Annotated in this window: 11 protein-coding genes; 8 read left to right on the top strand and 3 right to left on the bottom strand. The window is 74.7% G+C overall.

Annotation, left to right across the window (positions count from 1 at the left end; translation table 11 throughout):
- Nucleotides 1–99: 99 nt before the first annotated feature.
- Together ACH4F6_RS00070 and ACH4F6_RS00065 are read right to left on the bottom strand one after the other, a co-directional pair.
- Complete coding sequence (locus ACH4F6_RS00070; protein WP_397957508.1) at nt 100–3,903, bottom strand: type I polyketide synthase; 3,804 nt, start codon at nt 3,901–3,903, stop codon at nt 100–102.
- On the bottom strand, nt 3,896–12,667 hold the full coding sequence (locus ACH4F6_RS00065; protein ID WP_397957507.1) for an amino acid adenylation domain-containing protein: 8,772 nt from the start codon (nt 12,665–12,667) through the stop codon (nt 3,896–3,898). The genes ACH4F6_RS00070 and ACH4F6_RS00065 overlap by 8 nt, the downstream gene beginning before the upstream one ends.
- A gap of 476 nt (nt 12,668–13,143) precedes the next feature.
- On the opposite strand from ACH4F6_RS00065, the gene ACH4F6_RS00060 reads away from it, so the two are divergent.
- Nucleotides 13,144–14,460 (top strand): protein kinase, encoded by a 1,317-nt coding sequence (locus ACH4F6_RS00060; protein ID WP_397957506.1) that lies wholly within the window; start codon nt 13,144–13,146, stop codon nt 14,458–14,460.
- A gap of 53 nt (nt 14,461–14,513) precedes the next feature.
- The gene (locus ACH4F6_RS00055; RefSeq protein WP_397957505.1) at nt 14,514–15,032 is read left to right on the top strand and encodes an RNA polymerase sigma factor; all 519 of its coding nucleotides are present in this window, start codon (nt 14,514–14,516) and stop codon (nt 15,030–15,032) included.
- 196 nt (nt 15,033–15,228) lie between these two features.
- Here ACH4F6_RS00055 and ACH4F6_RS00050 read toward each other — a convergent pair whose 3' ends face one another.
- Nucleotides 15,229–15,753: a LuxR C-terminal-related transcriptional regulator gene (locus ACH4F6_RS00050; RefSeq protein ID WP_397958184.1), complete on the bottom strand. Its 525-nt coding sequence runs from the start codon at nt 15,751–15,753 to the stop codon at nt 15,229–15,231.
- Between the two features lie 947 nt (nt 15,754–16,700).
- Between ACH4F6_RS00050 and ACH4F6_RS00045 the strand changes: the two genes are divergently transcribed.
- The 6 genes from ACH4F6_RS00045 (at nt 16,701) to ACH4F6_RS00020 (ending at nt 24,639) form a co-directional block, all read left to right on the top strand.
- Nucleotides 16,701–17,969, top strand: coding sequence for a helix-turn-helix domain-containing protein (locus ACH4F6_RS00045; protein ID WP_397957504.1), 1,269 nt, complete (start codon nt 16,701–16,703; stop codon nt 17,967–17,969).
- Nucleotides 17,970–19,000: 1,031 nt separating this feature from the next.
- The gene (locus ACH4F6_RS00040) at nt 19,001–19,915 is read left to right on the top strand and encodes an NADP-dependent oxidoreductase (protein WP_397957503.1); all 915 of its coding nucleotides are present in this window, start codon (nt 19,001–19,003) and stop codon (nt 19,913–19,915) included.
- Between the two features lie 39 nt (nt 19,916–19,954).
- Nucleotides 19,955–20,434, top strand: a complete 480-nt coding sequence (locus tag ACH4F6_RS00035; RefSeq protein ID WP_397957502.1) for a MarR family winged helix-turn-helix transcriptional regulator — start codon at nt 19,955–19,957, stop codon at nt 20,432–20,434.
- 564 nt (nt 20,435–20,998) lie between these two features.
- Nucleotides 20,999–21,604, top strand: a complete 606-nt coding sequence (locus tag ACH4F6_RS00030; protein ID WP_397957501.1) for a hypothetical protein — start codon at nt 20,999–21,001, stop codon at nt 21,602–21,604.
- A 529-nt stretch (nt 21,605–22,133) separates the two neighbouring features.
- Nucleotides 22,134–23,048, top strand: a complete 915-nt coding sequence (locus tag ACH4F6_RS00025; protein ID WP_397957500.1) for a tetratricopeptide repeat protein — start codon at nt 22,134–22,136, stop codon at nt 23,046–23,048.
- A 274-nt stretch (nt 23,049–23,322) separates the two neighbouring features.
- Nucleotides 23,323–24,639 carry a phytase gene (locus tag ACH4F6_RS00020; protein WP_397957499.1) on the top strand — a complete coding sequence of 439 codons (1,317 nt, stop codon included), beginning with the start codon at nt 23,323–23,325 and terminating at the stop codon, nt 24,637–24,639.
- The last annotated feature ends 91 nt before the right edge of the window (nt 24,640–24,730 follow it).

The raw sequence follows: 24,730 nt of genomic DNA, 5'->3' as shown, positions 1-24,730 counted from the left end.
CCTGAACGGTCGGGGCGTACTCGGGTGGGGACGGTCGGGCTACGGGGGTGCACTCGGGTGCAGGGGCGGGCCCGCGGGGGCGAACCGGCCGGCCGGGGGTCAGACGCTCAGGGCGCGCAGGGCCTTGGCGACCGTTTCACCGATGCGGGCGATCGGCTCGGGCTCTGTCATCTCGTAGTGCCCGCAAGGGACTTGGTGGTCGTGGAGGGTGCCGTCGACGTACGGGCGCCACGCGTCGGCCTTGCCCGGCTGGACGGCGAGGTCGCCGGCGAAGTCCGTGGCCGGTTCCTCGGCCGCGCTGAAGAACAGCACGTCGCCGCGGAAGCGGCCGGGCGCGAACTGCGGCGCGATGCGCAGGTTGTTGCGCATGACCGTGGCGATCGCCGCGGCCTGCGCCCGGGTGATCGGCGCGCTCTGCGCGTCGGCCTCGATACGGTCCAGGACGCGCTCCACGTCCGCCGCCCCGGCCCCCGGTGCCACCGGCAGGCCGGCCACCCGGGACAGCAGGGCCGCGACCTGGCGTTCGGCCGTCCCGGGGTCGTAGGGGGTGCCGTGCGGCTGGGGCGCGTCGAGCATGGCCAGCAGGTCCACCCGTTCCCCGGCCTCCTGCAGCGCGCAGGCCATGGCGTGGGCCACGAAGCCGCCGTAGGACCAGCCCAGCAGCCGGTAGGGGCCGTGCGGCTGCACCTGGCGCACCACGTCGAGGTACGCCGCGACCATCGCGGCGGCGTCCGGCGCGGGAGGCCGGGTGCCGTCCAGACCCAGGGCCTGGACGCCATAGACGGGCTGGTCGCCGCCGAGGTGGGGGAGCAGGCCGGTGTAGCGCCAGGACACGCCCGCCCCGGGGTGCAGGCAGAACAGCGGGACGGCGGTGCCCTCCGCGCGCAGCGGCAGCAGCGGGCCCAGCGCGGTGGCGGGAGCCGTCCCGGGCGTGGCGTCCGCCGGTTCCTCGGCGAGTATTCCGGCGACGGTGGGCGCGGCCAGCAGTTTCGCCGCGGGGACGTCCAGAACGCCCTCCTGGCGCAGCCGGCCCGCCAGGAGCACGGCGCGCATCGAGTCGCCGCCCAGGTCGAAGAAGTTGTCGTGCACGCCGATGCCGCCGATGCCGAGGGTCTCCTCCCACAGCCGGGTGACCGCCTCCTCGCGGTCGGTGCGCGGCGGCACGTGCCGCGTCGTCAGCCGAGGGCGCGGGGCGAGGGCACCGGGGACGGGTGTCGCGGCCGGGGTGCCGGGCGCGGCCGGGTCCGTACGGGCGCCGGGCGCGTCGATCCAGTGCCGGTGGCGTTCGAAGGCGTACGGCGGCAGCGGCACCCGCCGGGCGGTGTCCGGTGCCGGGGGCAGGGCGCTGTCGACGCCCGCGCTCCACAGCCGGCCCAGGGCCTCGGCGAGGACGAATCCGTCGGCCGCCTCGGCCTTGGCGTGCCGCATGGTGGTGACGGTCACCGGTGCCCGGTCGGCGAGCCGGTTGCCGGCCAGCTTGGTCAGGGTGTCCCCGGGCCCGATCTCCACGAGCACCGGGTGCAGGCGTTCCCACAGCGCGGTGATGCCGTCGGCGAACCGCACGGTGTGCCGGGTGTGGTCCAGCCAGTGCTGTACGGAGGTGGCCTGCGCGTCGGTGATCCAGTCGCCGGTGACGTTGGTGACGTAGGGGATGCGCGGCGGGCGCAGGGTGACCCGGCGCAGGTGGTGCTCGAAGGCGGGCAGGACCGGGTCCAGGACGTGGGAATGGGCGGCGACGGGGATGCGCAGTCGGCGGAAGGGGACGCCCCGGCGGGTGAGTTCGGCCTCGAAGCGGGCGACGGCGTCCAGGCGCCCGGCGACGGTGCACGCGGTGGGGCCGTTGACGGCGGTCAGGGACAACTGGTCGTCGAGCAGCGGCTCGATCTCCTCGACCGGTGCGGCGACGCCGGTGGTGGCGCCGCCCGCCGAGCTGATCAGCCGGATGCGCTCGGTGACCAGGGGCAGCATCTCCGCCAGGTCGATCACCCCGGCCAGACAGGCGGCCGTGTACTCACCGAGCGAGTGGCCGACGAGGGCGTCCGGGCGCACGCCCGCCTCCATCAGCGTGCGGGCCAGCGCGTACTCGGTCACCACCAGGCCGAGGAAGGCCTCCGTGTCGTCGCCCGGGCGGCGCTCGACGAGCGTGGTGCGCAGGTCGCCGCCGAGGACGGGCCGCAGGATGCGCGCGCACTCGTCGACGGTGTCGCGGTACACGGCGTTCTCGCGGTACAGCTCCGCCCCCATGCCGGGGTACTGGGTGCCGCCGCCCGGCAGCAGGAACGCCACCCGGGCCGGGTCGTCGCCCGCGGGCGGGGTGACGGGCGCGGCGGAGCGCAGGGCGTCGACGGCCTCCTCGCGGGAGGAGGCGGTGACGGTGAGGCGGTGGCGCAGGGCGGGCCGTTCGGTGCGCAGGCTGTGCGCGACGTCGTCCAGGCGCAGGTCGGGACGGCGTTCGAGGTGCCGGGCGAGGGCGTCGGCCTGGCCGCGCAGGGCGCCGGCGGTGCGGGCGGACAGGGGCAGCACCAGGCGGCGGCCGTCCTCGGGCGGGCGCGGCGCGGCGGGGGAGGCGGGCGGGGCCTCCTCCAGGATGACGTGGGCGTTGGTGCCGCCGATCCCGAACGCGGAGACGGCGGCCCGGCGCGGGTGCTCGCGCTCCGGCCAGTCCTCCAGGGCGGTCGGCACCCGGAAGGGGCCGGAGTCGAAGTCGATGAGCGGGTTGGGCCGGTCGAAGTGCAGGCTCGGCGGGATCCGGCGGTGCTCCAGCGCCAGCACGGCCTTGATGAGCCCGGCGATGCCGGCGGCCGCCCCCAGGTGGCCGATGTTGGTCTTCACCGACCCCAGGGCGCAGAACCCGCGCGCGTCGGTGCTCTGCCGGAACGCCTCGGTGAGCGCCGCCACCTCGATGGGATCGCCGAGCTTGGTGGCGGTGCCGTGCGCCTCGATCAGGCCGATGGTTCCCGCGTCCACCATGGCCTGGGCCTGCGCGGCGAGGACGACCTCGGTCTGTCCGGCGGCGCTGGGCGCGCTGAAGCCGACCTTGCGGCGCCCGTCGTTGTTCACGGCACTGCCGCGGATGACGGCGCGGATGCGGTCGCCGTCGGCGAGGGCGTCCTCCAGACGCTTGAGGACGACGGCGCCCACGCCGTCGCCGGAGGAGGTGCCGGCGGCGTCGGCGGCGAAGGCGCGGCAGTGGCCGTCGGGGGAGAACGGCCCGTCGGGCACGTGCCGGTAGCCGAGGGCGGCCGAGGGGTTGAGGGAGACCGCGGCCGCCAGCGCGGTGTCGCACCGGTGGTCCAGCAGGTCCTGGCAAGCGGTGTGCACGGCGACCAGCGCGGTGGAGCAGGCCGTCTGCAGCGACACGCTCGGGCCGGTCAGGCCCAGTTCGTAGGAGACGCGGGTGGCGAGCGTCCCCAGGGAGTTGGCGGTGGCCGCGTGCACCAGGGCGACCGAGCCGGGCTGCCCGGCGAAGCGCGGGTGGACGTGGGCGGGGTAGTAGCGGCTGTCGCCGCTGCCCGCGTACACGCCGAACGCCCCGCTGTCGCGGCCCTCGCCCAGGCAGCCGGCGTCCTCCAGAGCGTGGTAGGCGGTCTCCAGCAGCAGCCGCTGCTGCGGGTCGACGACGGCGGCCTCGGCGGGGCTGTAGCCGAAGAAGCCGGAGTCGAAGCGGTCGACGCCCTCCACGACGGAGGCCATGCGCACCAGGGACGGGTCGTCGAGGTCGCTCGGGTCGCCGCCCGCCGCGAGGAACTCCTCGTCGCTGACGGGGCGTACCGACTCCCGGCCGGCCGCCAGGTTGTCCCAGAAGGCGTCCAGGTCGTCGGCGCCGGGGAAGCGGCCCGCCATGCCGATGACGGCGACGGCGGGGACTTCCTCCTCGGCGTGCGCTGCGGGGGTGTCATGCATGGCCGCGGTCCTTTCCGTGGCGTGCGGTGCGGCGGGCACGGGCCGCACGCTGCCGTCGTGCTTGTTCCTTGGCGCGGTCCAGACCGCTGGGGGCGGGCTCGGCGGACCGGTGTCCGGCCGGGCCGTCCGCCCGGGCGCCCGCGGTGTCCGGGCCCGGTGACGGCTGCGCGGCGGCGGTGCCGGTGGTGGCCGCCAGGTGGCGGGCCAGGGCGCGGACGGTGGGGTGGGCGAACAGGTCGACCACCGACACATCGGCGTCGAAGGCGCTGTTGACGGCGCTCTGCGCGGTGACCAGCAGCAGCGAGTTGCCGCCCAGGTCGAAGAAGTTCTCGTCCAGGCCCACCCGGTCGCGGCCCAGCACCGCGCACCACACCTCGGCGAGCCTGCTCTCCAGATGCCGCGTCTCCTCACCCCTGTCGGCCCGCTCGGGGTGGTCGGCGGTGCCGGCCGAGCGCAGCACCCAGTCGTCGACCAGGCCCGCCGCACGGGCGGCGTCGCTCGCCGCGCGGTACAGGGCGCCCAGGTCGGTGCCGTCCGCCAGGCCGAGGCGCGCGGCGGGGCGCCGCACCGGTCGTACGGGTGCCGTCACGTGGCTGCGCACCCAGGGGGCGGTGCGGTCGGCGCCGACGAGCAGGTGCGGGAGGTCGAGCGTGCGCGCCAGGTCGAAGGAGCGCAGCGCGGCCGGCACGTCCAGCAGCCGGTAGCCGCGGGCCTCGGTGAGCGCGGCGAGCCGGTAACCGCGGCTGATGCCCTGCTCGCGCCACATGCTCCAGGCCAGGGACTGCGCGGGCAGACCGAGGCCCCGGCGGTACAGGGCGAGGGCGTCGAGCGCGGCGTTGGCGGCGGCGTAGGCGGCGTTCATGGCGCCGCCGAAGAAGCCGTTGACGGAGGAGAAGGTCACGAAGGAGGCGACCGGGTGGTCGGCGGTCAGCCGGTGCAGCGTCCACGCGCCGCCCGCCTTCGCCGCCACCGCCTGCCGCCAGGTGTCCTCGTCCAGCTCGCCCACCGGGCGCTCGACGAGCGTCCCGGCCAGGTGCAGCACGGACGTCAGGGGGACCCCCCACGCCCGGGTGGCCGCGTCCACCGCGGCGCGCACCTGGGACTCGTCGGTGACGTCGGCGCGGGCGTAGCGGACCTCACCCAGCTCGCGCAGCCGTCGCAGCACCTCCCCGCGCCGCGGGCCGTCCGCCGGGGCGTCCAGGTCGTCCTCGGGCGTGCGGCCCAGGACCAGCAGCCGGGTGCCGGGCGTGCGCAGCAGATGCGCCGCGACCTCGCCGCCGACGCCGCCCAGGCCACCGGTGAGCAGGGTGAAGCCCTCGGGGGCGGCCGGCCTCGGACGCGGGAGCGCGTCCGGCAGCGGGGCGAGACGGCGTACGAGGCGGTGGCCGTCGCGGTACGCCACCTCGGCGGCGTCGGCGGCGACGCGCGCCTCGGCCAGCAGCAGCGCGGGCGCGTCCTCGTCGGCGTCCGGCGGCAGGTCGACGTGCGTGCCGCGCAGCCGACCCAGCTCCTCCGTCAGCGACTTGAGCAGGGCGCCCGCCATCGCGTGCCCCGGGTGGACCCGGTCGCCGGCGCGCACGCCCTGGGCGCCCGCGGTGGCGTACACCAGGTCGACGGGACGCTGCCGTCCGGTCCGGGAGGCGAGCGCCCGGGCGAGGGCGAGCAGGGACAGCGTGCCGCTCTCCTCGTGCGGTGCCGCCGCCCTGTCGAGAGCCGGCGTGTCGTGCCGTGCCGGCGGCGTGTCGTCGGTGCCGCGCAGCCCGCCGAGGTGGATCACGGCGTCGACCGGCCGCTGGTCGTGCTCCACCTGGTCGAGCAGGGCGGCCAGGTCGCTCTGCTCGCCGGGGCGGATCCGGTAGCGGGCGGCGTCGAGACGGGCGTAGGACGTGCCGTCGCAGGCGACGGTGCACCGCTCGCCCGTGGCGCGCAGGGTGCCGGCGATCCGCTCGGCGATCCGCAGGGAGCGCGGGTCGTCGCCCGCGAGGACGAGGGTGTGCCGGCCGGGCGTGGCCTGCCGCGGGCCGTGGCGGTGTGCGCGCTGCCAGACCGGCCGCAGGAACCAGTCGGGCACGGTCGCGGCGGTGCCCAGCAGCAGTTGGGTGGCGCGCACCTCCTCGTCGAAGACGCCGGCCTCGAAGCTCTTGCGCAGCTTGGTGCGCTGGATCTTGCCGATCTCCGTCTTGGGAACGGCGTCCCGGGCGACCGGGACGAGGAAGGCGGGGCTGACGCCGATCTCCCGGGTCACCTTGCCGGCGATCTCCCGCAGGGCGGCGGCGGTGTCCCCGTCGGCGGCCTCGGGGGAGAGGTGGAGGAACAGGGCGAGTTCGTCGGTGGGCGCGGACGGGGCGGAGCGCACCGCGACGGCGGCGGTGAAGCTGCGCACCACGTGCGGCAGTTCCTCGACGCACGCCTCGATCTCGTGGCTGTAGTGGTTGACGCCGTTGACGATGATGACGTCCTTGGCGCGTCCGGTGATGTACAGCTCGCCGGCGCGCAGGAACGCCAGGTCGCCCGTGTCGAACCAGCCGTCCTCGGTGAACGCCTCCGCGTTCGCGTCCGGGTTGTCGTGGTAGCCGCCGGTCACCGAGGTGCCGCGGACCTGGAGACGGCCGGCGTCGCCCTCGGCGAGCACCGTGCCGGTGTCGTCGACGACGCGCATGGCGAAGCCGGGGTAGGGCAGGCCGCAGCTGACGAACGTGCCCTCGCCGGGGACGGGTTCGCCGGGCAGCACGGCGTCGGTGACCACCGAGCAGGTCTCGGACATGCCCCAGCCGGGGTGCATCACGTCCTGCGGCAGGCCGAACGGCTCGAGCACGTGCAGGAAGCGGCGGGCCGCGGCGGCCACGACGACCTCGCCGGCGTTCATCACCAGCCGCATCGGCGACAGGTCCCAGGCGCGGTCGGCGAAGCGGTCGGCCTGCTCGGCGAGGAGACCGAACGCGAAGTTGGGCGCCCAGGTGACGGTGACCCGGTGACGGTCGGCGAGGTCCATCCAGCGCAGCGGGTCCTGCAGGATCCACGAGGTGGGGGCGTGGATCTGGCGGCAGCCCAGGTAGACGTCCCGCAGGTGGAACATCACCACGCCGGTGACGTGGTCGAGGGGGATCCAGTTCAGGGAGACGTCGCGGGAGCTGAGGGCGTTCATCTGCTCGGTGGCGGCCGAGCGGGTCAGCACGTTGCGGTGGGTGAGCCGCACCGCCTTGGGCAGGCCGGTGCTGCCGGACGTCATCAGCATCAGGACGAGGTCGTCGGGCCGGGCGGGATGCCAGTCGCGGTCCTCGGGCGCCGCGCGCAGCGCGTCGGCGGTGGTCAGCCGCAGCGCGGGCCACTCCTGCCGGGCCGCCAGCTCGCGCAGCCCGGCCTCGCGGTCGGCGGAGCAGACGATCCAGGGCCGGCCCAGCATCCGCCAGATGCCCTCCAGCTTGGTCAGCGCCGCCGAGGGCGTGTCGTAGGAGGCGGGCACGGTCAGCGGGACGGCGACGAAGCCGCCCAGGACGCAGCCCCACAGCACGGCCAGGAAGTCCTCGGTGGCGTCGCACTGCAGGATGACCTGGTCGCCGGGGCGCAGTCCGGCCCGGCGCAGTCCGGCCAGGACGCGGGAGGCCTCGGGGATGAGGGAGGCGTAGCTGCGCCGGTGCTCGCTGCCGTCGGCGTGGACGTGGACGATGTCGCCCCGCGCCCGCTCCGCGGCGCGGCGCAGGGCCTGCGCCCAACTGGAGACGGACGGTTCGACGAGCGCGGGGCCCTCGCTGAGCGCCGGTACGGCGGACGCCGGCGTGCCGCTGCCGGTGGGCTCGGTGCCGGTGGTGTCCGGGGCGCGGTCGGCGAGCCCGGCGTGGCGGCGGCCCAGTTCCTCGGGGGCGTCCTCGACCGTCACCTCGGCGTGGGTCACCCCGGGGACGCGGGTCAGGCGCTCGCGCCAGGCGGTGGTCGCGGTGCGGTCGACGGCGGGCAGGGCCGTCAGCGCGTCGGTGTCGAGCAGGCCGTCCTCGTCGTGGGGCAGGGCGTTGACGGCGGTCACCCGGACGGTGCCGTGGCCCGCGCGGTCCAGGACCTCCTCGACGCGTTCCGTCGCGTCGGCACGCCCCGGCACCACGAACAGGCGTGGCGCCCGGCCGTCGGCGGCCGGCAGCGCGCGGGCGTCGCGGATGCCGGGCACGGACAGCGCGGCCGCCTCCAGCTCCGCGACGGCGGGCCCGGACGGGGCGGGCGTGCGCTCGGGGACCGTGGGCAACCGCCCGACGCGCACGGCGGGGTCGGTGCTCACCGCGCGCAGGACGTCGTGCAGGGCGCGTGCGAAGGCGTCGGCGGTGGAGCCGTCGTACAGGTCGGTGGCGTACTCGACGTGGAGCGTGAGGCCGTCGGGGGCGCCCTGGGGGGTGTGCCGTTCCAGGACGTCGACGAAGAGGTCGAACTTGGCGGTGCCGGTGGCGATCGGCCGCAACCGGGCCCGGCGCCCGTCGAGTTCGAGGACGGCGGGGTCGTTGTTCTGCAGGGCCAGCATCACCTGGAACAGGGGGTGCCGACCGGGGTGGCGGGGCGGGTTGAGCTCGTCGACGAGTCGGTCGAAGGGCAGGTCCTGGTGGTCCAGGGCGGCCAGGTCGGCGGTGCGCAGCCGGGCGAGCAGGTCGCGGAAGGCGGGGTCGCCCGAGGTGTCGGCGCGCAGCACCAGCGTGTTGGTGATCAGCCCGACCAGCTGGTCCAGGGCGGGTTCGGTGCGGCCCGCGACCGGGGTGCCCAGGACGATGTCCTCACCGGCGCCGCAGCGGGTGAGCAGGGCGCTGACGGCGGCGTGCAGCACCATGAACAGGCTGGCGCCCTCGCGGTCGGCCAGGGCGAGCAGGTCGCGGTGCAGGGCGGCGTCCACGACCGTCTCGAGGTGGGCGCCGGTGCCGCGCGGCGCCTCGGGGCGCGGCCGGTCGCCGGGCAGCGTGCACTCCTCGGGCAGGCCGGCCAGGGCCGTGCGCCAGTGCGCGGTCAGCCGCTCCAGGCGGCCCGTGCCGTCGGGTGCGGGGGCCAGCAGGGCGCGCTGCCACAGGGCGTAGTCGGCGTACTGCACCGGCAGCGGCGTCCACTCGGGGGCGCGGCCGGCACGGCGGGCCGCGTAGGCGGCGGTCAGGTCCTCGGCGAACGGGCGCAGCGACCAGCCGTCGGCGGCGCTGTGGTGCAGCAGGAGCAGCAGCGTGCGGTCGTCGGCCGGACCCAGCAGCCAGGCGGCCAGGGGGCTTTCCGCGGCGAGGTCGAAGCGGTGGCGCAGGGCGGCGTCGACGTGGGCGGCGCTCTCCGTGGCGGGGCAGTCGACCCGGCGCAGACGCGGGCGCAGCGTGCCGGGCGGCAGGACGCGCTGGTGGGGCGTGCCGTCGTGCTCGGCGAACACCGTGCGCAGGCTCTCGTGGCGGTCGGCCAGGTCGCCGAGGGCCGCCTCCAGCGCGTCGGCGTCGAGGTCGGCGGGCGGTGTCACCACGAGCGGGATGTTGTAGGTGGCGGCCCGGTCGCCGAGCCGGTGCAGGAACCACATGCGTTCCTGCGCGAAGGACAGCGGCACCCGCTCGGGACGCACCGCGGCTCCCAGGACGGGCCGGGGCAGGGCGTCGGCGACGTCGGTGGAGTGGGCGGCCAGCCGTGCCGCGAGCGCGGCCGGGGTCGGGGTCTCGAACAGGACGGTGATGGGGATCTCCGCGCCGGTGTCGTGCCGCAGCCGGGCCAGCAGGCGGGTGGCGAGCAGCGAGTCGCCGCCCAGGTCGAAGAAGTCGACGTCGGTGCCCACGGTGTCGCGGGGCAGCTTCAGCACGTCCTCGAACAGGGCGCACACCAGCGCCTGGTGGGGGGTCTCGGGGCGGGTGCCGGAGGCGGCGGCGGTGAAGTCCGGCGCGGGCAGGGCCTGTACGTCCAGCTTGCCGTTGGCGGTCAGGGGCAGGGCGTCGACGGGGACGCAGGCGGCCGGGACCATGTGCTCGGGCAGGCAGGCGGCCGCGTGGGCGCGCAACTCGGCGGGGTCGGCGGGCGTGTCGCCCGCGGTGAGGACGTAGGCGACGAGGTGCTGGGCGCCGTTGTCGGCGCGGCGGGCGACGACGGCGGCCCGGGCCACCCGGGGATGGGCGGCGAGGACGGCCTCGATCTCGCCCGGCTCGACGCGGAAGCCCCGGATCTGGACCTGGGCGTCGGCCCGGCCGAGGTAGTCGAGGGTGCCGTCCGGGCGGCGCCGCGCCAGGTCGCCGGAGCGGTACATCCGGGTGCCGGGCGGACCGAAGGGGTCGTCGAGGAAGCGCTGGGCGGTCAGCTCGGGCCGGTGGAGGTACCCGGCGGCCACACCGGCGCCGGAGACGTACATCTCGCCGCTCGCGCCGGGCGGCACCGGCCGTCCCTCGGCGTCCAGGAGGTGGACGCGCAGGTCGGACAGGGGCCGGCCGATGACGCTGCCGCGGCGCGGGTCGTCCAGATCGGCCCGGGTGAGGCGGTGGTGGGTGACGTGCACGGTGGTCTCGGTGATGCCGTACATGTTCACCAGAGCCGGGCGGTCCAGGCCGTGCCGGTCGGCCCAGGGGCGCAGCCGGGCCGGACGCAGGGCCTCGCCGCCGAAGACGACGTAGCGCAGCGCCCCGCTGTCGCCGCCGCGTTCGAGATCGGCGTCGATCAGCTGCTCGAAGGCGGACGGGGTCTGGTTGAGGACGGTGACGCCCTCGCGGTGGAGCAGCTCGAGGAAGTCCCGGGGGGAGCGGCTGACGGCGTGGGGGACGACGACCAGGCGTCCGCCGTGCAGCAGCGCGCCCCACATCTCCCACACGGAGAAGTCGAAGGCGTAGGAGTGGAACAGCGTCCACACGTCGTCCGGACCGAAGGCGAAGTGCTCCGCGGCGGCGGAGAACAGGCGCACCACGTTGGCGTGCGGCACCGGGACGCCCTTGGGGCGGCCGGTGGAGCCGGAGGTGTGGATGACGTACGCGATGTCGGCGGGGCTCGTCGGCCCGTCGCGGTCGGCGTCGGTCAGGTCGTCGGCGGGACGGCGGGCGAGGTCCGCCGTCGTCCGCGGGTCGTCCAGGAGGAGGGCGGGGACCGCGTCGCCGGCGAGGTGGGCGTGGGCGCGTTCGGTGACGAGGGTGACCGGGGCGGCGTCCTCGACGACCAGGCGCAGCCGCTCGGCCGGGTGGCCGGGGTCCAGGGGGAGGTAGGCGGCACCGGTCTTGAGGACGGCCAGCAGGGCGGGCAGCAGTCGCGCACCGCGTTCCAGCGCCAGCGCGACCACCCGGCCCGGGCCCGCACCGCGCTCGGTCAGCAGCCGGGCCAGGCGGTTGGCCTCGGCGTTGAGCGCGGCATAGGTGAGGTGTGTGTCGCCGCAGGTGACGGCGGTCCGCTCGGGGACGGTGGCCGCTCGCTGTTCGAACAGCTGCGTGAGGGTGTGCTCGACGGGATACGCGGAGGCGGCGGCGTCGCCCGGGTGCTCGCCGGGAAGCAGGACGTCCAGCTGCGCGAGGGCGGTGGACGGCGCGGTCTCGGTCAGCCGGCGCAGGACGGTGAGGAACCGGTCGCGGTGCAGGGCGAGTTCGTCCTCGTCGTAGAGGGCGGGGTTGGCGTCGAAGGCCAGCCACAGGCCGCCGGCGTCGACGCCGGGCCGGACCGATATCTGCAGGTCCTCCACGGCTCCGCCGGAGAGGTGGTGCCAGGTGGTGGGGTGGCCGTCGAAGACGGGCGACTCGTCGAAGGGGACGATGTTCAGCACCGGACCGAACAGGCGGCGGCCCGTGCCCAGCAGGTTCAGGTCGCGGCGCAGGTACTCGCCGCGGTACTGCTGGTGGCGGCGCAGGGCGCGCAGTTCCTCGGCGACGGTCCGGACCAGGTCCGCGAGCGGCGTGTCCGGGGCGGCGGCCACCCGCAGCGGCAGGATGTCGGAGGCGGTGCCGGGGGTGCGCAGCGCGGCGCTGCCCAGGCGGCTCATCGTGGCCAGCCCCAGCACCAGGTCCCTGCTGCCGGTCATCCGGTGCAGGTACACGGCGGTGGCGGCGGCCAGCAAGTCGCTGCGTGCCACGCCGAGACGCGCGGCGGCCTGGTCGAGGGCGTCCACCTCGGCGGGCGCCAGTTCGGCGGTGCGGCGCAGGAAGGGGGCGGTGGGGGTGGCCGTGCGGGAGGTGAGCCGGGCGGGTTCGGGGAGGTCGGCGAGGCGGGCCGCCCAGTGGGCGCGGTCCCGGGCGCAGCGGTCGCCGGCGCGGTAGGCGGCCTCGTCCGCCTGGAGTCGGCTCGCCGGGGCGAAACCGGCGGGGTCCGGTTCGCGCCCCGCGGCGAGCGCGTTGTAGGTCTCGGCCAGGCGGCGCCCGAGGAGCTTGTAGCTGTAGCCGTCGAGGAGGATGTGGTGCGCCCTCAGCAGCCAGATGAACCGGTCGGGGGCGAGGGTCAGCAGGGCGTGTGAGAACAGCGGGCCCTTCTCCAGGTCCACCGGGGTGGCCAGGTCGGCGCGGATCCAGTCCCAGGCGGCGGTTTCGGGGTCGGCGCTGTCGCGGACGTCGACGTGGTGCAGTGGCCAGTCGTCCGCGTCCGCGGCGCGATGGCAGCGGGGGCCCTCGTCGGTGTCGACGAAACGCAGGGCGAAGGTGTCCGCCTCGGCGACCGTGCGGCGCAGCGCGGTCTCGAACAGGCCGGTGTCGAGCGGCCCGTGGATCTCCACCGCCTCGCCGGTGTTGTACGCGGCGCTGTCCGACGCGAGCCGCCCGGCGTACCAGAGGCCCTCCTGGGCCCCTGACAGCGGACGCCGCTCGTCCTGCTGGAGTGACATAGCACAACCCTCACGTGGCAAGCCGTAGTGTCCCGGCCGGCGAAGGCACGACCGGATCGGACGGGTGCGGCCGCCGCCTCCTGCCGCCCTCGCGTGTGCGATGCGCGCCGGGCCGGTCCACGAGGCGGAAGGGGAGGTCGCACGCCGGGGGCGTGGGGGATGCGTGCCATCCCGGCCCCGGTTCTCCGGCACATGACGGTGCGCCACCGCGGGGCGCCGGGTCAAGGCGATCCCGGTCCCGCGCGGCCGATTCAGGGATTTCCCCAAAGTGCGCGACGCCGGGGAGTGTTCCGGGACACGCCGACTTCTAGGGAATTCACGGGACTTCGCTTTCCCAGGGCCTTTCCGGTGGATCCGGCGGCGCCGTCCGGTGCATTCTTCGTGGCGACTCCCCGATGCCCGCGGCCGAACGCCGGCGATCCGTCGGTGCCGTGCCCGGGCGCACCCGTTGGACGACCGAGAAGAGGGCAGACGTCATGCAGCGTGCGCTGTGTCCGGTTGAGACGCTCTACGTGGGCCAGCGGAGCAGAGCGGTGCTGTCGTGCACCCTGCGCGGGCGCGTCGACGCCGAGGCGCTGGCCGCCGCGTTCGACGCCGTGACGCAGGCTCACCCGACGCTGCGCTCGCGCATCGTGGCGGACGGTGCGGGGCACGCGCTGACCCTGCTGGACGACGGGGGACGCCCCCGTCTCGAGAGGCGCGCCGGCGATCTGGAGGAGGCGTACGCGACGGAGCTGAACAGGCCGCTCACCGTGGGCGGCCCGCTCTCGCGCGCGGTGCTCGTGAGCGCCCCCGGTGGCGAGGACCACCTGTTCGTCCTGGTCATCGACCACACGGTGACCGACGGCCACAGCAGCATCGCCCTGCACAACGCGCTGTGGGACCACTACCGGGCGCTCGTCACCCACGGGCGGCTCCCGGCCGTGGACACCGCGGACGCGGGCAGCCCCGAGTGGCCGCAGCCGGTCAGCGCGCTGTTGCCGCCGGCGGTCGAGGCGGACACGGCCGCATACCTGGAGCAGCGCGTGCGGCAGACGCGTGAGCACCCGGTCGAGCTGGTGCCCTACGACGTGCCGGGCACCGCGCCGGCCGAGGGGGCGGGGGAGGGGCACATCGAGGTGTGCCGGCTGACCCTGGACACGGAGCACACCGCGCGGCTGCGCCGGACGGCACGGCAGGCCGGTGTGTCCGTGCACGCGTCGGTCGCCGCGGCCCTGCTGGCGGCGGCCCGGCGGCGCCTGGAGGGCGACGGGCCCCGCACCCTGGGCTGTCTGTCCCCCGTCGACCTGCGCTCCCGGCTGACGCCGCCGCTGCCGGCGTCCGTCATGGTGCCGGCGGTGACCACGCACCTGCAGACGCTGGAGGTGACCGCGGCCTGCGACCCGCTGGACGTCGCGCGTACCGTCCATGCCCGCCTGAGCGACTTCATCGCCGACGGCGGGCACTTCCAGGAGATGCGGATCACCCCGGAGATCCCCCGCACCCCGGCGCTGCAGCTGGCCACGGTGATCGCCACCAACATGGGGGTGGTGCCCGGCCCCCGGCTGCCCGAGGGCCTGCGGGCGGCCGACGTCCGTCTGGTGCCCGCCCGCGAGCACTACTTCCCGCAGGCCGGGCGCAGTCCCGTCATGGCATGCGTGGTCTCCTTCGAGGGCCGTCTGTCCATCGAGTTCCCGCACTGGACCGCCTGCTTCAGCCCGTCGTTCGTGCGGGCCTTCCGCGACGACGTGCTCGCGGGCCTCCTCGCCTTCGCCAGTGCCCGGCGCGAGCCCGCCACCGCCGACGCGGGCTGAGCGCCGCCCCGTTCCCGCCCACGCCCGGTCGCCGCAAGGAGTGCTCCCTCGACATGACCACCGTCAGCGAACTCCCTTCCCCCCTGACGCTGCTGCCGCGAGCCCAGTCGGGCGACGCGCAGGCGATGAACCATCTGCTGACCCTCATCACCCCCTACGTCGCACGGATCTGCCGGTCCGTCACCCGTGACGACGCGGCCGACGCCACCCAGGAGGCCCTGCTCGCCATCTACCGAGGCCTGAAGACGCTGCGCGAGCCGGCGGCGTTCTACGGCTGGGTGCGCTCGGTGACGGTCCGCGAGGCGATGCGCACCGCCAAACGCTTCGGCGAGGAGCAGACCTGCTCGCAGGTCGAGTCGCAGGCGCAGGACAACCCGTGGGACGCGGTGCACATCAGTGACGTGCTGGAGCGCCTGTCCCGGGCGCATCGGCAGGTCCTCACCCTGCGCGCCTACGGGCTGAACGAGGAGGAGATGGCCGAGGTGCTCGCGCTGCCGGTGGGCACCGTGCGCTCCCGCCTCTTCAGGGCCCGCCGTCGTTTCCAGGAGGCGTGGCAGCCCTCGGCGGCCTGAGCGGGGCGCACGCGGCGTCCCGCGTCCGCCGGCTCCGCGCGCGGCGTACGGCGAGGCGGGCGAGGCGTGCCGACCTGCGCCGGTCCGCCGCTCCACCGCGCCGGCTCGCGCCCCCCCCCCCGGGGGGCGAACGGGCGTGACGAGGGCCGTGGCGTCGATGACGACCACGACCCTCGTCCGGAAACGATCCTTGTGCCTACGGCTGGATGCGTTCCGGCAGCACGCGCGGCGGCCACTGGCCGGCGGCGAACATGCCCAGCGCGTGCACGCGCGAGACGAGCGCGGGGCGGTTGGGCGCGTCGAATCTGCGCAGCATCTGCCCGATGCGGTACTCGATCCCCTGACGGCTGAGGTACAGGCGGGAGGCGAGCTGCACGGTGGACTCGCCGCGCGCGACGCCCTCCAGCACCTGTGCGTCGAGGGTGCTGAGCACCGGCCCGTCGACGGGTGCCGGGGCGGGGTCCGCCTGCGGCGCGCCGGCGGCCGTGAGACGGCGGAGAAGGACGACGACGCCGGCGGATCCGCCGGTCAGACCGCGTACGGCGAGGGCGGTGATCTCCACGGGGAAAAGGCTGCCCGCGGCGTCCTTTCCCTTGGCCTTTTCGGTGAACCGGGACCGGCGACCGGAGGAGAGAGCGGTGAATTGTTCCCTCGGACGTGCGGACACGGGGAAATGCAGGAGATCCAGAAGGCGGTGCCCGCATATCTCGTCGGCGCTCAGGCCGAATTGCCGGGCGAATTCCGGTTCCGCGGCGGTCACGACGAGATCCGCCGGTGAGACGTGGGCGGTGCAGACGGCCCGCGACGGGGTGGCGCGCCGGGGGCCGTCCCCTGGGGGGAGGCGGCTGACGGGAGGGGCGGGGTGTGCGGTGCGGTGGTGCCTGCGGGGCGAGGCGTCGGGGAAACTCGTGGTCGCCACGGACGTACCGTCCTTCTTGCTGCGCATGGGGGGCTGGAAGGAGTGTGCGTGCGGAGCGCACCGGCGCGTGGGTGCCTGGGTGTCGGCGGGAGTCCGGTACGGGGCTCGGTCGCCGCGTCGGCGGCCGGGGCCCGGTGCTCCGCGTCCTCGGGATCGGTTGGCGGCGGAAGCCGTGTCCCGAGGAGGTCAGGGTGAGCGGATGCGTCCGTCCGGGGACCGTTCCGCCGATAACGTTGTCATGGCCATTCGATCTCACCGCTCGAGGCAGCCGCCGAGCCCGGCCGGAGGGAGGCGGACGAGCCGGGGGTGCCGGTGTCGTACCGGCTCGGGGGGCGCTCCGCCGGATCCGCGCAAGAGGCGGGTGCGGCGAGCACGGGAAGCCGCGGGACGGACCTTCGCGTTGAGCCCGGTCGGGCGTGGCGCGGCACGGGAACCTCCATGAGACGAGTTGGGGGAATCGCATCAGGACGGCATCTTTGAGGCTAAGGCGCGGCAACTCCCGTGGCAAGAGTTTGCCAGGTGACCTGAGCAACTTGCCAACTCCCAGGTACGGCAGCGGTGTTCAGGGTCCGCGCGCGTGTCGGGCGACCGCGGAGCCACCGCAACACGCCTACTGAGCAGGGAGGTTGGCCGACAGGTAACAACTTGCCGCCCTATCACGGGCTTCGTAAAGTGTTGACAACTTCAGGCCTCCGATCGAACGGCCGAGGACGGAGGTCTGGCGTGAATCACGGGAGCAGGGGTGGGAGATGCTCGAGCAACCGCACTTCGGCCGCCGCCTCAAGAGGCTCCGGCTGGAGCGGGGTCTGAGCCAGGCCGAGCTCGTCGGCGAAGGCATGTCGACGGGGTACCTGTCACGTCTGGAGTCGGGCGAACGCCCGCCCACCGAACGCGCCACCGCCTATCTCGCGCAACGGCTGGGCGTGGACGCGTCCGCGCTGACGGCCCCTTCGTCACAGCGGTCCCTGTCCCTGGAGTTGGCGGCCGCGCTGTCGGCGCCGTCCGGCACCGCCGACACCACGGCCCTCAGCAGCGCGGTCGACGAGGACACCGGCGCGGATCCCGCCGCTCGCTGGCAGGCGCTGTGGCTGCTGAGCCGCACCGCCGGCCGCGCCGGGGACCACGCACAGGAACGCACCCGCCTGCTCGAACTCATCGAGCTGAGCGAGGTGCTGGAGGCACCCGAACTCCGCGCGCGGTCACAGGTGCAGTACGCCCGCTGCACGCGCGCGCTGGGTGACATGCGGACGGCGGAACCGGCGGCCGTCCAGGCGCTCGCCATCGCCCGCTCCGAGGAACTGGCCCCGTCCGACACCATGGCCGCCCTCATGGTCCTGATCAGCATCGAGACGGAGCTGGGCCGGCTGGACGCGGCCGCACGGCACGTCGGTGAACTGGAGCGCGACCTGCTTCCCTCGGCCGCCCCCGCGCAGGCGGCCGAGGGGTGGTGGACGGCCGCCGTGGTCTGCAACCGCCGCGGCGACCACGCCGGCGCCCGCACCAGGCTGGAGACCGCGCTGCACCTTCTGCAGGGCAAGGACGATCTGGTCCTGTGGACCCGGCTGCGGGCCGCCGCCACGGCTGCCGCACTGCAGATGTCGCCGCCGCAGGTCGACGCGGCCGAGCGATGGCTCAGCGAGGCCGCGTCCGTTCTGCACCTGATCGGCACACCCCTGCAACTGCAGGAGTTGCGCGCGCTGGAGGCCCATCTCGCGTTCCACAAGGAACAGTTCGACGAGGCCCGCGCGCTCGTCGGCGCCCTGCTGGGTGAGGGGGACCTGCGCCTGTCCTACCGGGACCGGGTGCGGCTGTCGGTCCTCGACGGTCGACTGATGATCCTCGAGGGACGCGTCGAGGAGGGCATCGAAGCTCTGCAAAGCCTGGGCCGCCGAGCGACGGAGTCCCAGAATCTGGACCTGGCCGCCCACGTCTGGCAGTCCCTGGCGCAGACGCTGGCCGACCTGAGCCTCTCGCACGCGCGAGCGGACACCGGCCCCGCCGCACGACCGTCCACCTGACGCCCGGTGCGGCGCCACCGCGCACCGGCCCCCGCCGAAGTGCTGCCCCCGGGTTCCCGGCCGCGCCCGGCCTCCCGCTCCGCTCCGCTCCCAGGGAAGCACTCCTCGCCGTCCCCGACCGGCCTGCCCCCTCGGCTGGAGCCGGTCGACCCCGGCCCGGGACGCGTGGGCACGCCCCGGGCCGTGCCCGGAAGCGCACCCCGGGCACGGCGGTCCCCGACAGCCCCCTCAGGAGGCTCGCTGAAGACACCGGCCGGCGGTTCCTTCTGCAGGTCACCCGGCTTCCGGGCCCCGACCGCACGCTCGCACGGTGCTCGGCGCCGTTGCGCCGCTCCGTGAGGGCGTCGGCGTCGCGGAAGTACCCGACGGTGATGCCCGGCCCGCCAGGAGTGCGCGCGTGGTCCGTCCCCGGGAACCCGGGGACGTCCTTCACGAGGTCTTCCACGCGTGCGTCGGTCTCGCTGCGGCCGCCCCGGTCCTGCGTGCGCACCGACGTGGAGACAGCCACGCAGCAGGGCGGTCCTGCGCCTTCACCGACGAAGTCTGCGGCGAGGTCGCCGTCGAACGGGCCGGTTCCCCACGTTCCCGTGGAGGGCTCCTGATACGGCTGTCGCGGACGAAGGCACGGTTCCAGGAGCTGCTGACATCGGTCACGGGGCGAGAACGACCCGCTTGCGGAGCAGTGCGAAGCCGGCGCGTCCGGACATCCGGCGCTCGAGCATCTTGATCCTGTTGACGTGTCTTTCGACGACGCCGGAGTTCCAGGCACGGTGGGGCCCGGCGGCCGGCTGCGTCGGTGACGGGGCGGCGGGACGGCCGGATCGACCGGTCCGGCAGGACGACCGCCCCGCCGGTCACCCGATCCGGCGATGTGCGGGCCACGCCGCCTCGGACCCCCGGACTGCGCGGGTTCATCGGACGCGCGATCCGCCTCGCAGCAATTACTTGGCTAGCCACACAATCGGTGCTACTTTTATGTGGCTGGCCACGGAATGTGGCTGGTGCGGCATCCCACTTCGAGGAGAGCAGTCATGAAGGCCATCGTTTTCGACACGTTCGGCGGCACCGAGGTCCTGCACGAGGCGGAGATCGACGTTCCCCGGCCCGGCCCCGGCCAGGTCCGTGTGCGTGTTCAGGCCGTCGGCGTCAACCCGGTGGACGGCAAGATCCGATCCGGTGGCATGGAGGCCGTCTTCCCGACCACGCTGCCCGCCGTGCCGGGTGGGGAGATCGCCGGTGTGGTCGACGCCGTCGGCGAGGACGTCGACCACCTGAAGGTGGGGGACGAGGTCCTGGGCTGGTCCGACACCGGCTCCTACGCGCAGTACGCCCTGGCGTCCGCGGCCGTCCTCGCGCCCAAGCCGGCCGGCCTGGACTGGACTCACGCCGCCGCCCTGCCCGTGGCGAGCGACGGCGCCGAACGGGTCCTGGATCTGCTCGGCGTCACCTCCGGTGAGACGCTGCTGATCCACGGCGCGTCCGGCGCGCTCGGCACCATCGCCGTCCAGCTCGCCGTCGCCCGCGGCGCCCGCGTCATCGGCACCGCCGGACCGGCCAACCAGGAGTACGTCACCTCGCTCGGCGCGACCGCGCTGGTCTACGGGGACGACCTGGTCCAGCGGGTCCGTGAAGTCGCCCCCGAAGGGGTGGACGCCGTCTTCGATGCCGCGGGCAAGGGCGCGCTGGAGGACTCCATCACCCTGCGCGGCGGCACCGACCGGATCGTCACCACCGCCGACTTCCGCGCCGCCGAACTCGGCATCGTCTTCGCCGAGGGCCCCCAGCGCCGCTCCGCCGCCCGCCTCGCCGAACTCGCCCAGCAGGCCGCGGACGGCACACTGGTCACCACGATCAGCGCCACCTACCCGCTCGCCGAGGCGGCCAAGGCCCAGCAGGCCAGCGACGCGGGCCACAACCGGGGCAAGATCGTCCTCACCGTCAACTAATCCGTCACCCCACACTCTCTGTGTGATGAGGGAGCAGCAATGTCAGACACCACCTCATCGGAGCTGCCGAACACGGCGGGCGAGGGGCCGTTGAGCTACGCCATCTTCCAGCTCGCCCGCGCCCACCGCGGCCATGCCGCCGCCATGCTGCGCGCCATGAACCTGCACCCGGGGCAGGAACTGCTGCTGATGCAGCTCTTCGACCACGACGGCCGGACCCAGGCGGAACTGCTGGAGCGGGTCGGCCTCGACCACTCCACCGTCTCCAAGTCCCTGCGGCGTATGCAGGAGGCAGGGCTGCTCACCCGGGAGCCCGCTCCCCATGACCGGCGGGTCATGGTGGTCCGCCTCACCGATGCCGGCCGTGCCCTCAAGGAGCCCATCGCCGACATGTGGCGCTCCCTCGAGGAGATCTCCGTACGCGACCTGACTCCGGACCAGGTCGAAGTGTTCACCACGTGCGCGCGCATCATCGAGAAGGCGGTCAGGGACCGCAGCCGGCAGTCCCCGGTCGAGTGAGCAGGGACGGAAAGCCGGCCCGCTTGCCGGGCAGACCGTCTCCTGTCCTGTGCGGAGCGAGGGCTTGCCCGAGGGCAGCCCTCGCCGCCGGGGCCCCAGGGCCTCCCTGAGGATGGCGGACCGTCGGCCGACGAACACGCACGGGGCAGGTCCCTGCCCGCTCCTGCTGCGGGGCGGCGCCACAGCCGCATGGCTGCGGGGCGGCGGTCGGGCTGCTCGTCGTAGCGGGTGGTGATGCCGCGCCATTGCTCGAGGCGGCGGAAGCAGCGTTCGACGACGCCGCGGCGGCGGTGGACGGTCCTGTCGAAGCCGCAGGAACGCTCGCGGCCGCGGTCGGATGCGCAAGCCGTGGATCACGTACCCCCCAGGAGCTCGACGCCGAGGCGACGAAGCTCCTCCTCGTCCGTCGGCGAAGTCACTTCGAACCCGGGAGGGGCCAGGTGGCCGCGGGGATCGCGCTCGCAGCGGGGGCTGACTCCGCGGCGGGGAGAACCGCGACCTCACCCCCGCACCGCCGACCCCCGGGCGGACGTGCTCAGTTCGCTCGTCGCTACAGTGCGTCTCATGTCGAACGCCCAACCGGCGGAGCCCGGCCCGCAGGGCCCGTACCGGCCGCCCCAGGCCCCCGGCCCGTACGGTCCGAACACCCCCGCCGGCCCCCCGCAGCCCCAGGCCGCGTACGGCCCCGGGCCCTATGGTCCCCCCGGCCCGTACGGCGCCCCCGGACCGTACGGGCCGGGGACCTGGGGCCCGCACCCCCAACCGTTCGCTCCGCCCTTCCCGCTCACCATGCCCGCCTCCGTGCGGAGCGCGCAGGTGGTGAACTTCGTCATCGCGGGACTCGGATCGCTGCTCACCGTCGTCGTGGGTGCCGCGGCCGGCGCAGAGGCCGCCGGGCGTTCCCTCGCGGGGTATCTGACGGCGTTCGTGCTCTGCGTGCTCGCATTCCTGTACCCGAAGGCGGGCAACGGCGTCCGGGTCGCATCCGTGGTGCTGGCCGTCCTGCAGATCCTCGCCGGTGCGGGCGCCGCGGCGAACCACGACTCCGGGGGCGTCGTTCCGCTCGGCGGTGCCATCGCCGTAGTGGTGCTGCTCACCCAGCGCTCGGCGATCCAGTGGTTCGGGCGCCCCCGTACGCCCGGCGCACCGCCTCAGCCGCCGTACGCCTGACACCTGCGCGCGTCCGTGCGTACGTGCACGAGGTGCCGATGCATCCGACCGCCCGCCTCCGGGGGAAACGGATGCAGGGCTCCCGTCCTGTGACCCCCCGAGCAGGGGCGGGAGCCCGCCCGCGCGGGAAACGACCACGGCGGTGCCGTCCGCGCCCGGCGCCAGGGACAACCCGGCCCGTCGAGCACTCAAGAGGCGAGGGTGGTCGACGCAACGCGAACGTTCGAACTCTTCCGGTTCGCAGATGCGGTGCGGAGCGCCACCGTCCTGGTGTGAGGCGGAAGGTGCCCACGGAGGGCAGGGACTCCGCCTCTCCCGGGCTGATCGCCGACCGCGGTGATCGGCGCCCTTGCGTGCCGGCGTTGCCGTCAGGGCTGCCGTCACCGACAGATCACCTCGGCCGTACCGCCGTCCCGACGCACGGGCTCACACAATCTTTGGCCATGGGTATTCTCTGGCGATGGCGAATCGGACGGTGGCGGCGGGAATCGGTCTCGCTGGTGTGATGGCGCACTGCGGTGGAAGCCCGATGGGCGCCGTGAAGCTGCTGGTGGGGGCGGTAGCCTCGGCACCGGCTGCTCCGGAGCCCTATGCGGCCCTCGCCGAGCTGTGGCGGGACCGACGCGCGGAGCTGAAGGAGGGCCTCGACGAGGACGGCTCCTTGAGCGCCGTGCCGGCGCAGGCGTACTTCTTGTTCCTCGACGGGGACATGGACGACGCGGTGATGGCCCTTGGTTCGGTCACGGGTGTGCGGCCCGACGTGGCGTGGGGCGCTGCACCCTGGTTCGGCGATGCGCGCTTTCTCGGCGCGGTGAGTGCCGAGGCGCTGGCCGAGGCGTGTCTGCGGACGTTGGACTACGGCCACGACCTGGACACCGACGAGATGCGGGAGCGGTTCGCGCCCTGGTTCCATGCCCTCGAGGTGGTGTCCGAACGGAATCCCGTACCGGAGTCGCTGGCCGCCATGGCCCGGCTGCCCCGGGCCTGCGGCCGGTACGAGCTGTCCTTCGCTCTGTGCGACCGTGCCGATGCCGTCGACCGGGTCATGTGGACCGCGGTCGCACGAGCGGCCACCTGGCGCGTGATGGGCGACCTGGATCAGGCCGCTGCGGCCTTCGAGTGCGCCTTGCGCCTGGACCCCGCCAACTGGTCCCTGTACCTGGACCTGGCGGACGTGCGTGCCGAGCAGGGCGACTTCGCCGCAGCCGCCAGCCTCGTCGAACAGGGCCTGGAACACGAACCTCACGAAGTCTCCCTGCGCGCGGCGGGCGCCGCCTACCGCACACGCCTTTCCGGCTCGTCCGACGACCTGAGGGCCCTGATCGCCCTGGCGCCGCAGCTCGCGAGCACCACCTACCGGAACCTGCTGATCGACTACGCGTGTGCGGGGCCGGAACTGTCTCAAGAGCTCGTGGCCGAGGCCCACCGCATCCGCAAGAACTGAAAGGGCTGCCGCGCCAACCGGTGCCGGTCAGGAGGGCCTGCCGGCGCCCGGTCGGGTCAGTCGCCGGACAGTGTTCAGCCGTCGTACGGCTCGTGGGCGGGTGGCCGCCCGTGGGGGAGAAGCCCACCCGGCCGGTCGATCCGCCGTCCGGCACGTCGTTCACCTCGTGTACACGCGAGGCCGGGGTTACCGGTCAGTGGGCGGCTGCCGTGCCGACACGAAGAAGGCCCACTCTCTCGCAGGACCACCCAACCCCCTCCCAGAGGAGATCCGCGTGACTCGCTCCACGATCGCCCGGTCGGCCGTGCTGACTGTGACCACGGCCCTCACGGCGGTGGCCCTGGCCGTGCCGGCCCAGGCCGAGGGCCGCCACCGCGTCTCCGGCGATTCGCTGCCGTCCGTCACCCCCCGCGCGGAGACACCGGTGCTGCACGACGACGACGAAGGCGGCAACGCCGACGCGGACGACCCCGCCATCTGGCGCAACGCCGCGGCCCCCGGCCGCAGCCTCGTCGTCGCCACCGCCAAGGAGGGCGGTCTGCGCGTCTACGACCTGGACGCGCGACTGGTGCAGTCGATAGCCGCGCCCCCCGCCGTGGGCGAGGACGACGCCCCGGGCCGGTTCAACAACGTGGACCTCCTCCACGGGCTGCGGCTCTCCACGGGGAAGGCCGACCTGGCCGTCACCAGCGACCGCGGCCATGACCGGCTGCGTTTCTACCGCATCGACCGCGACCGCACCGGCGGTCCGCTGACCGACGTCACCGACCCCGCCTCGCCGCCCGTGTTCTCCCAGGACCAGGCCGAGATCAACGACCAGCGGACCGCCTACGGTCTGGCGACCTGGACGGACTCGGCGACCGGGAAGTCCTACGCCCTGGTCAGCCGCCGCGAGCGCACCGGCATCGCCCTCCTGGAGCTGCTGCCGGCCGCCGACGGCAAGGTCACGTACCGCAAGATCCGCACCCTGGACCTGCCCTCCGCCTTCCGGCTGCCCGACGGCACCTCGTGGTCCCCGTGCGGCGAGCCCGGCGAGCTGCCGCAGGTCGAGGGCATGGTCGTCGATCCGGCCAACGGCATGCTCTACGCCGGTCAGGAGGACATCGGCATCTGGCGCCTGCGCGCCGACCTCACCGGCACGCCGAAGCTGATCGACAAGGTCCGCGAGTACGGCGTCCCCGGTACCTACGACGAGGAGACCGAGGAGTGCACGCCGGGCGCCGACCCCGGCTACGGCGGCACGAGGATCTCCGCGGACGTCGAGGGCCTGACGCTGCTCACCGAGTCCGACGGCGACGGCCACCTCCTCGCCTCCAGCCAGGGCGACGACACCTTCGCCGCCTACGACCGCGAGCTGGAGGACGCCAACGAGTACGAGGGCGGCTTCCGGATCACGGCCGCGAGCGACGTCCTCGACGGCTCCGAGGAGTGCGACGGCGCCGCAGTCCTGAACGCCCCGCTCGGCTCCAGGTACCCGAACGGTCTCCTCGTCGTCCAGGACGGACACGACGCCCCCGGCGACGGCGACCGGGACGCGACCAACTTCAAGTTCGTCGACCTCGGCAAGGTCATGGACGCCCTCGACGACTGACCCTCACCCGGCGGGGGGGCCCCGCCCCCCCCCCCGGGGCCCCCCCCCCCCCCCCCCCCCCCCCCCCCCCCCCCCCCCCCCCCCCCCCCCG

The sequence above is a fragment of the Streptomyces sp. NPDC017936 genome (assembly GCF_044328485.1).
Lineage (GTDB): Bacteria > Actinomycetota > Actinomycetes > Streptomycetales > Streptomycetaceae > Streptomyces.
This window is presented reverse-complemented; position numbering and strand designations above follow the sequence as displayed.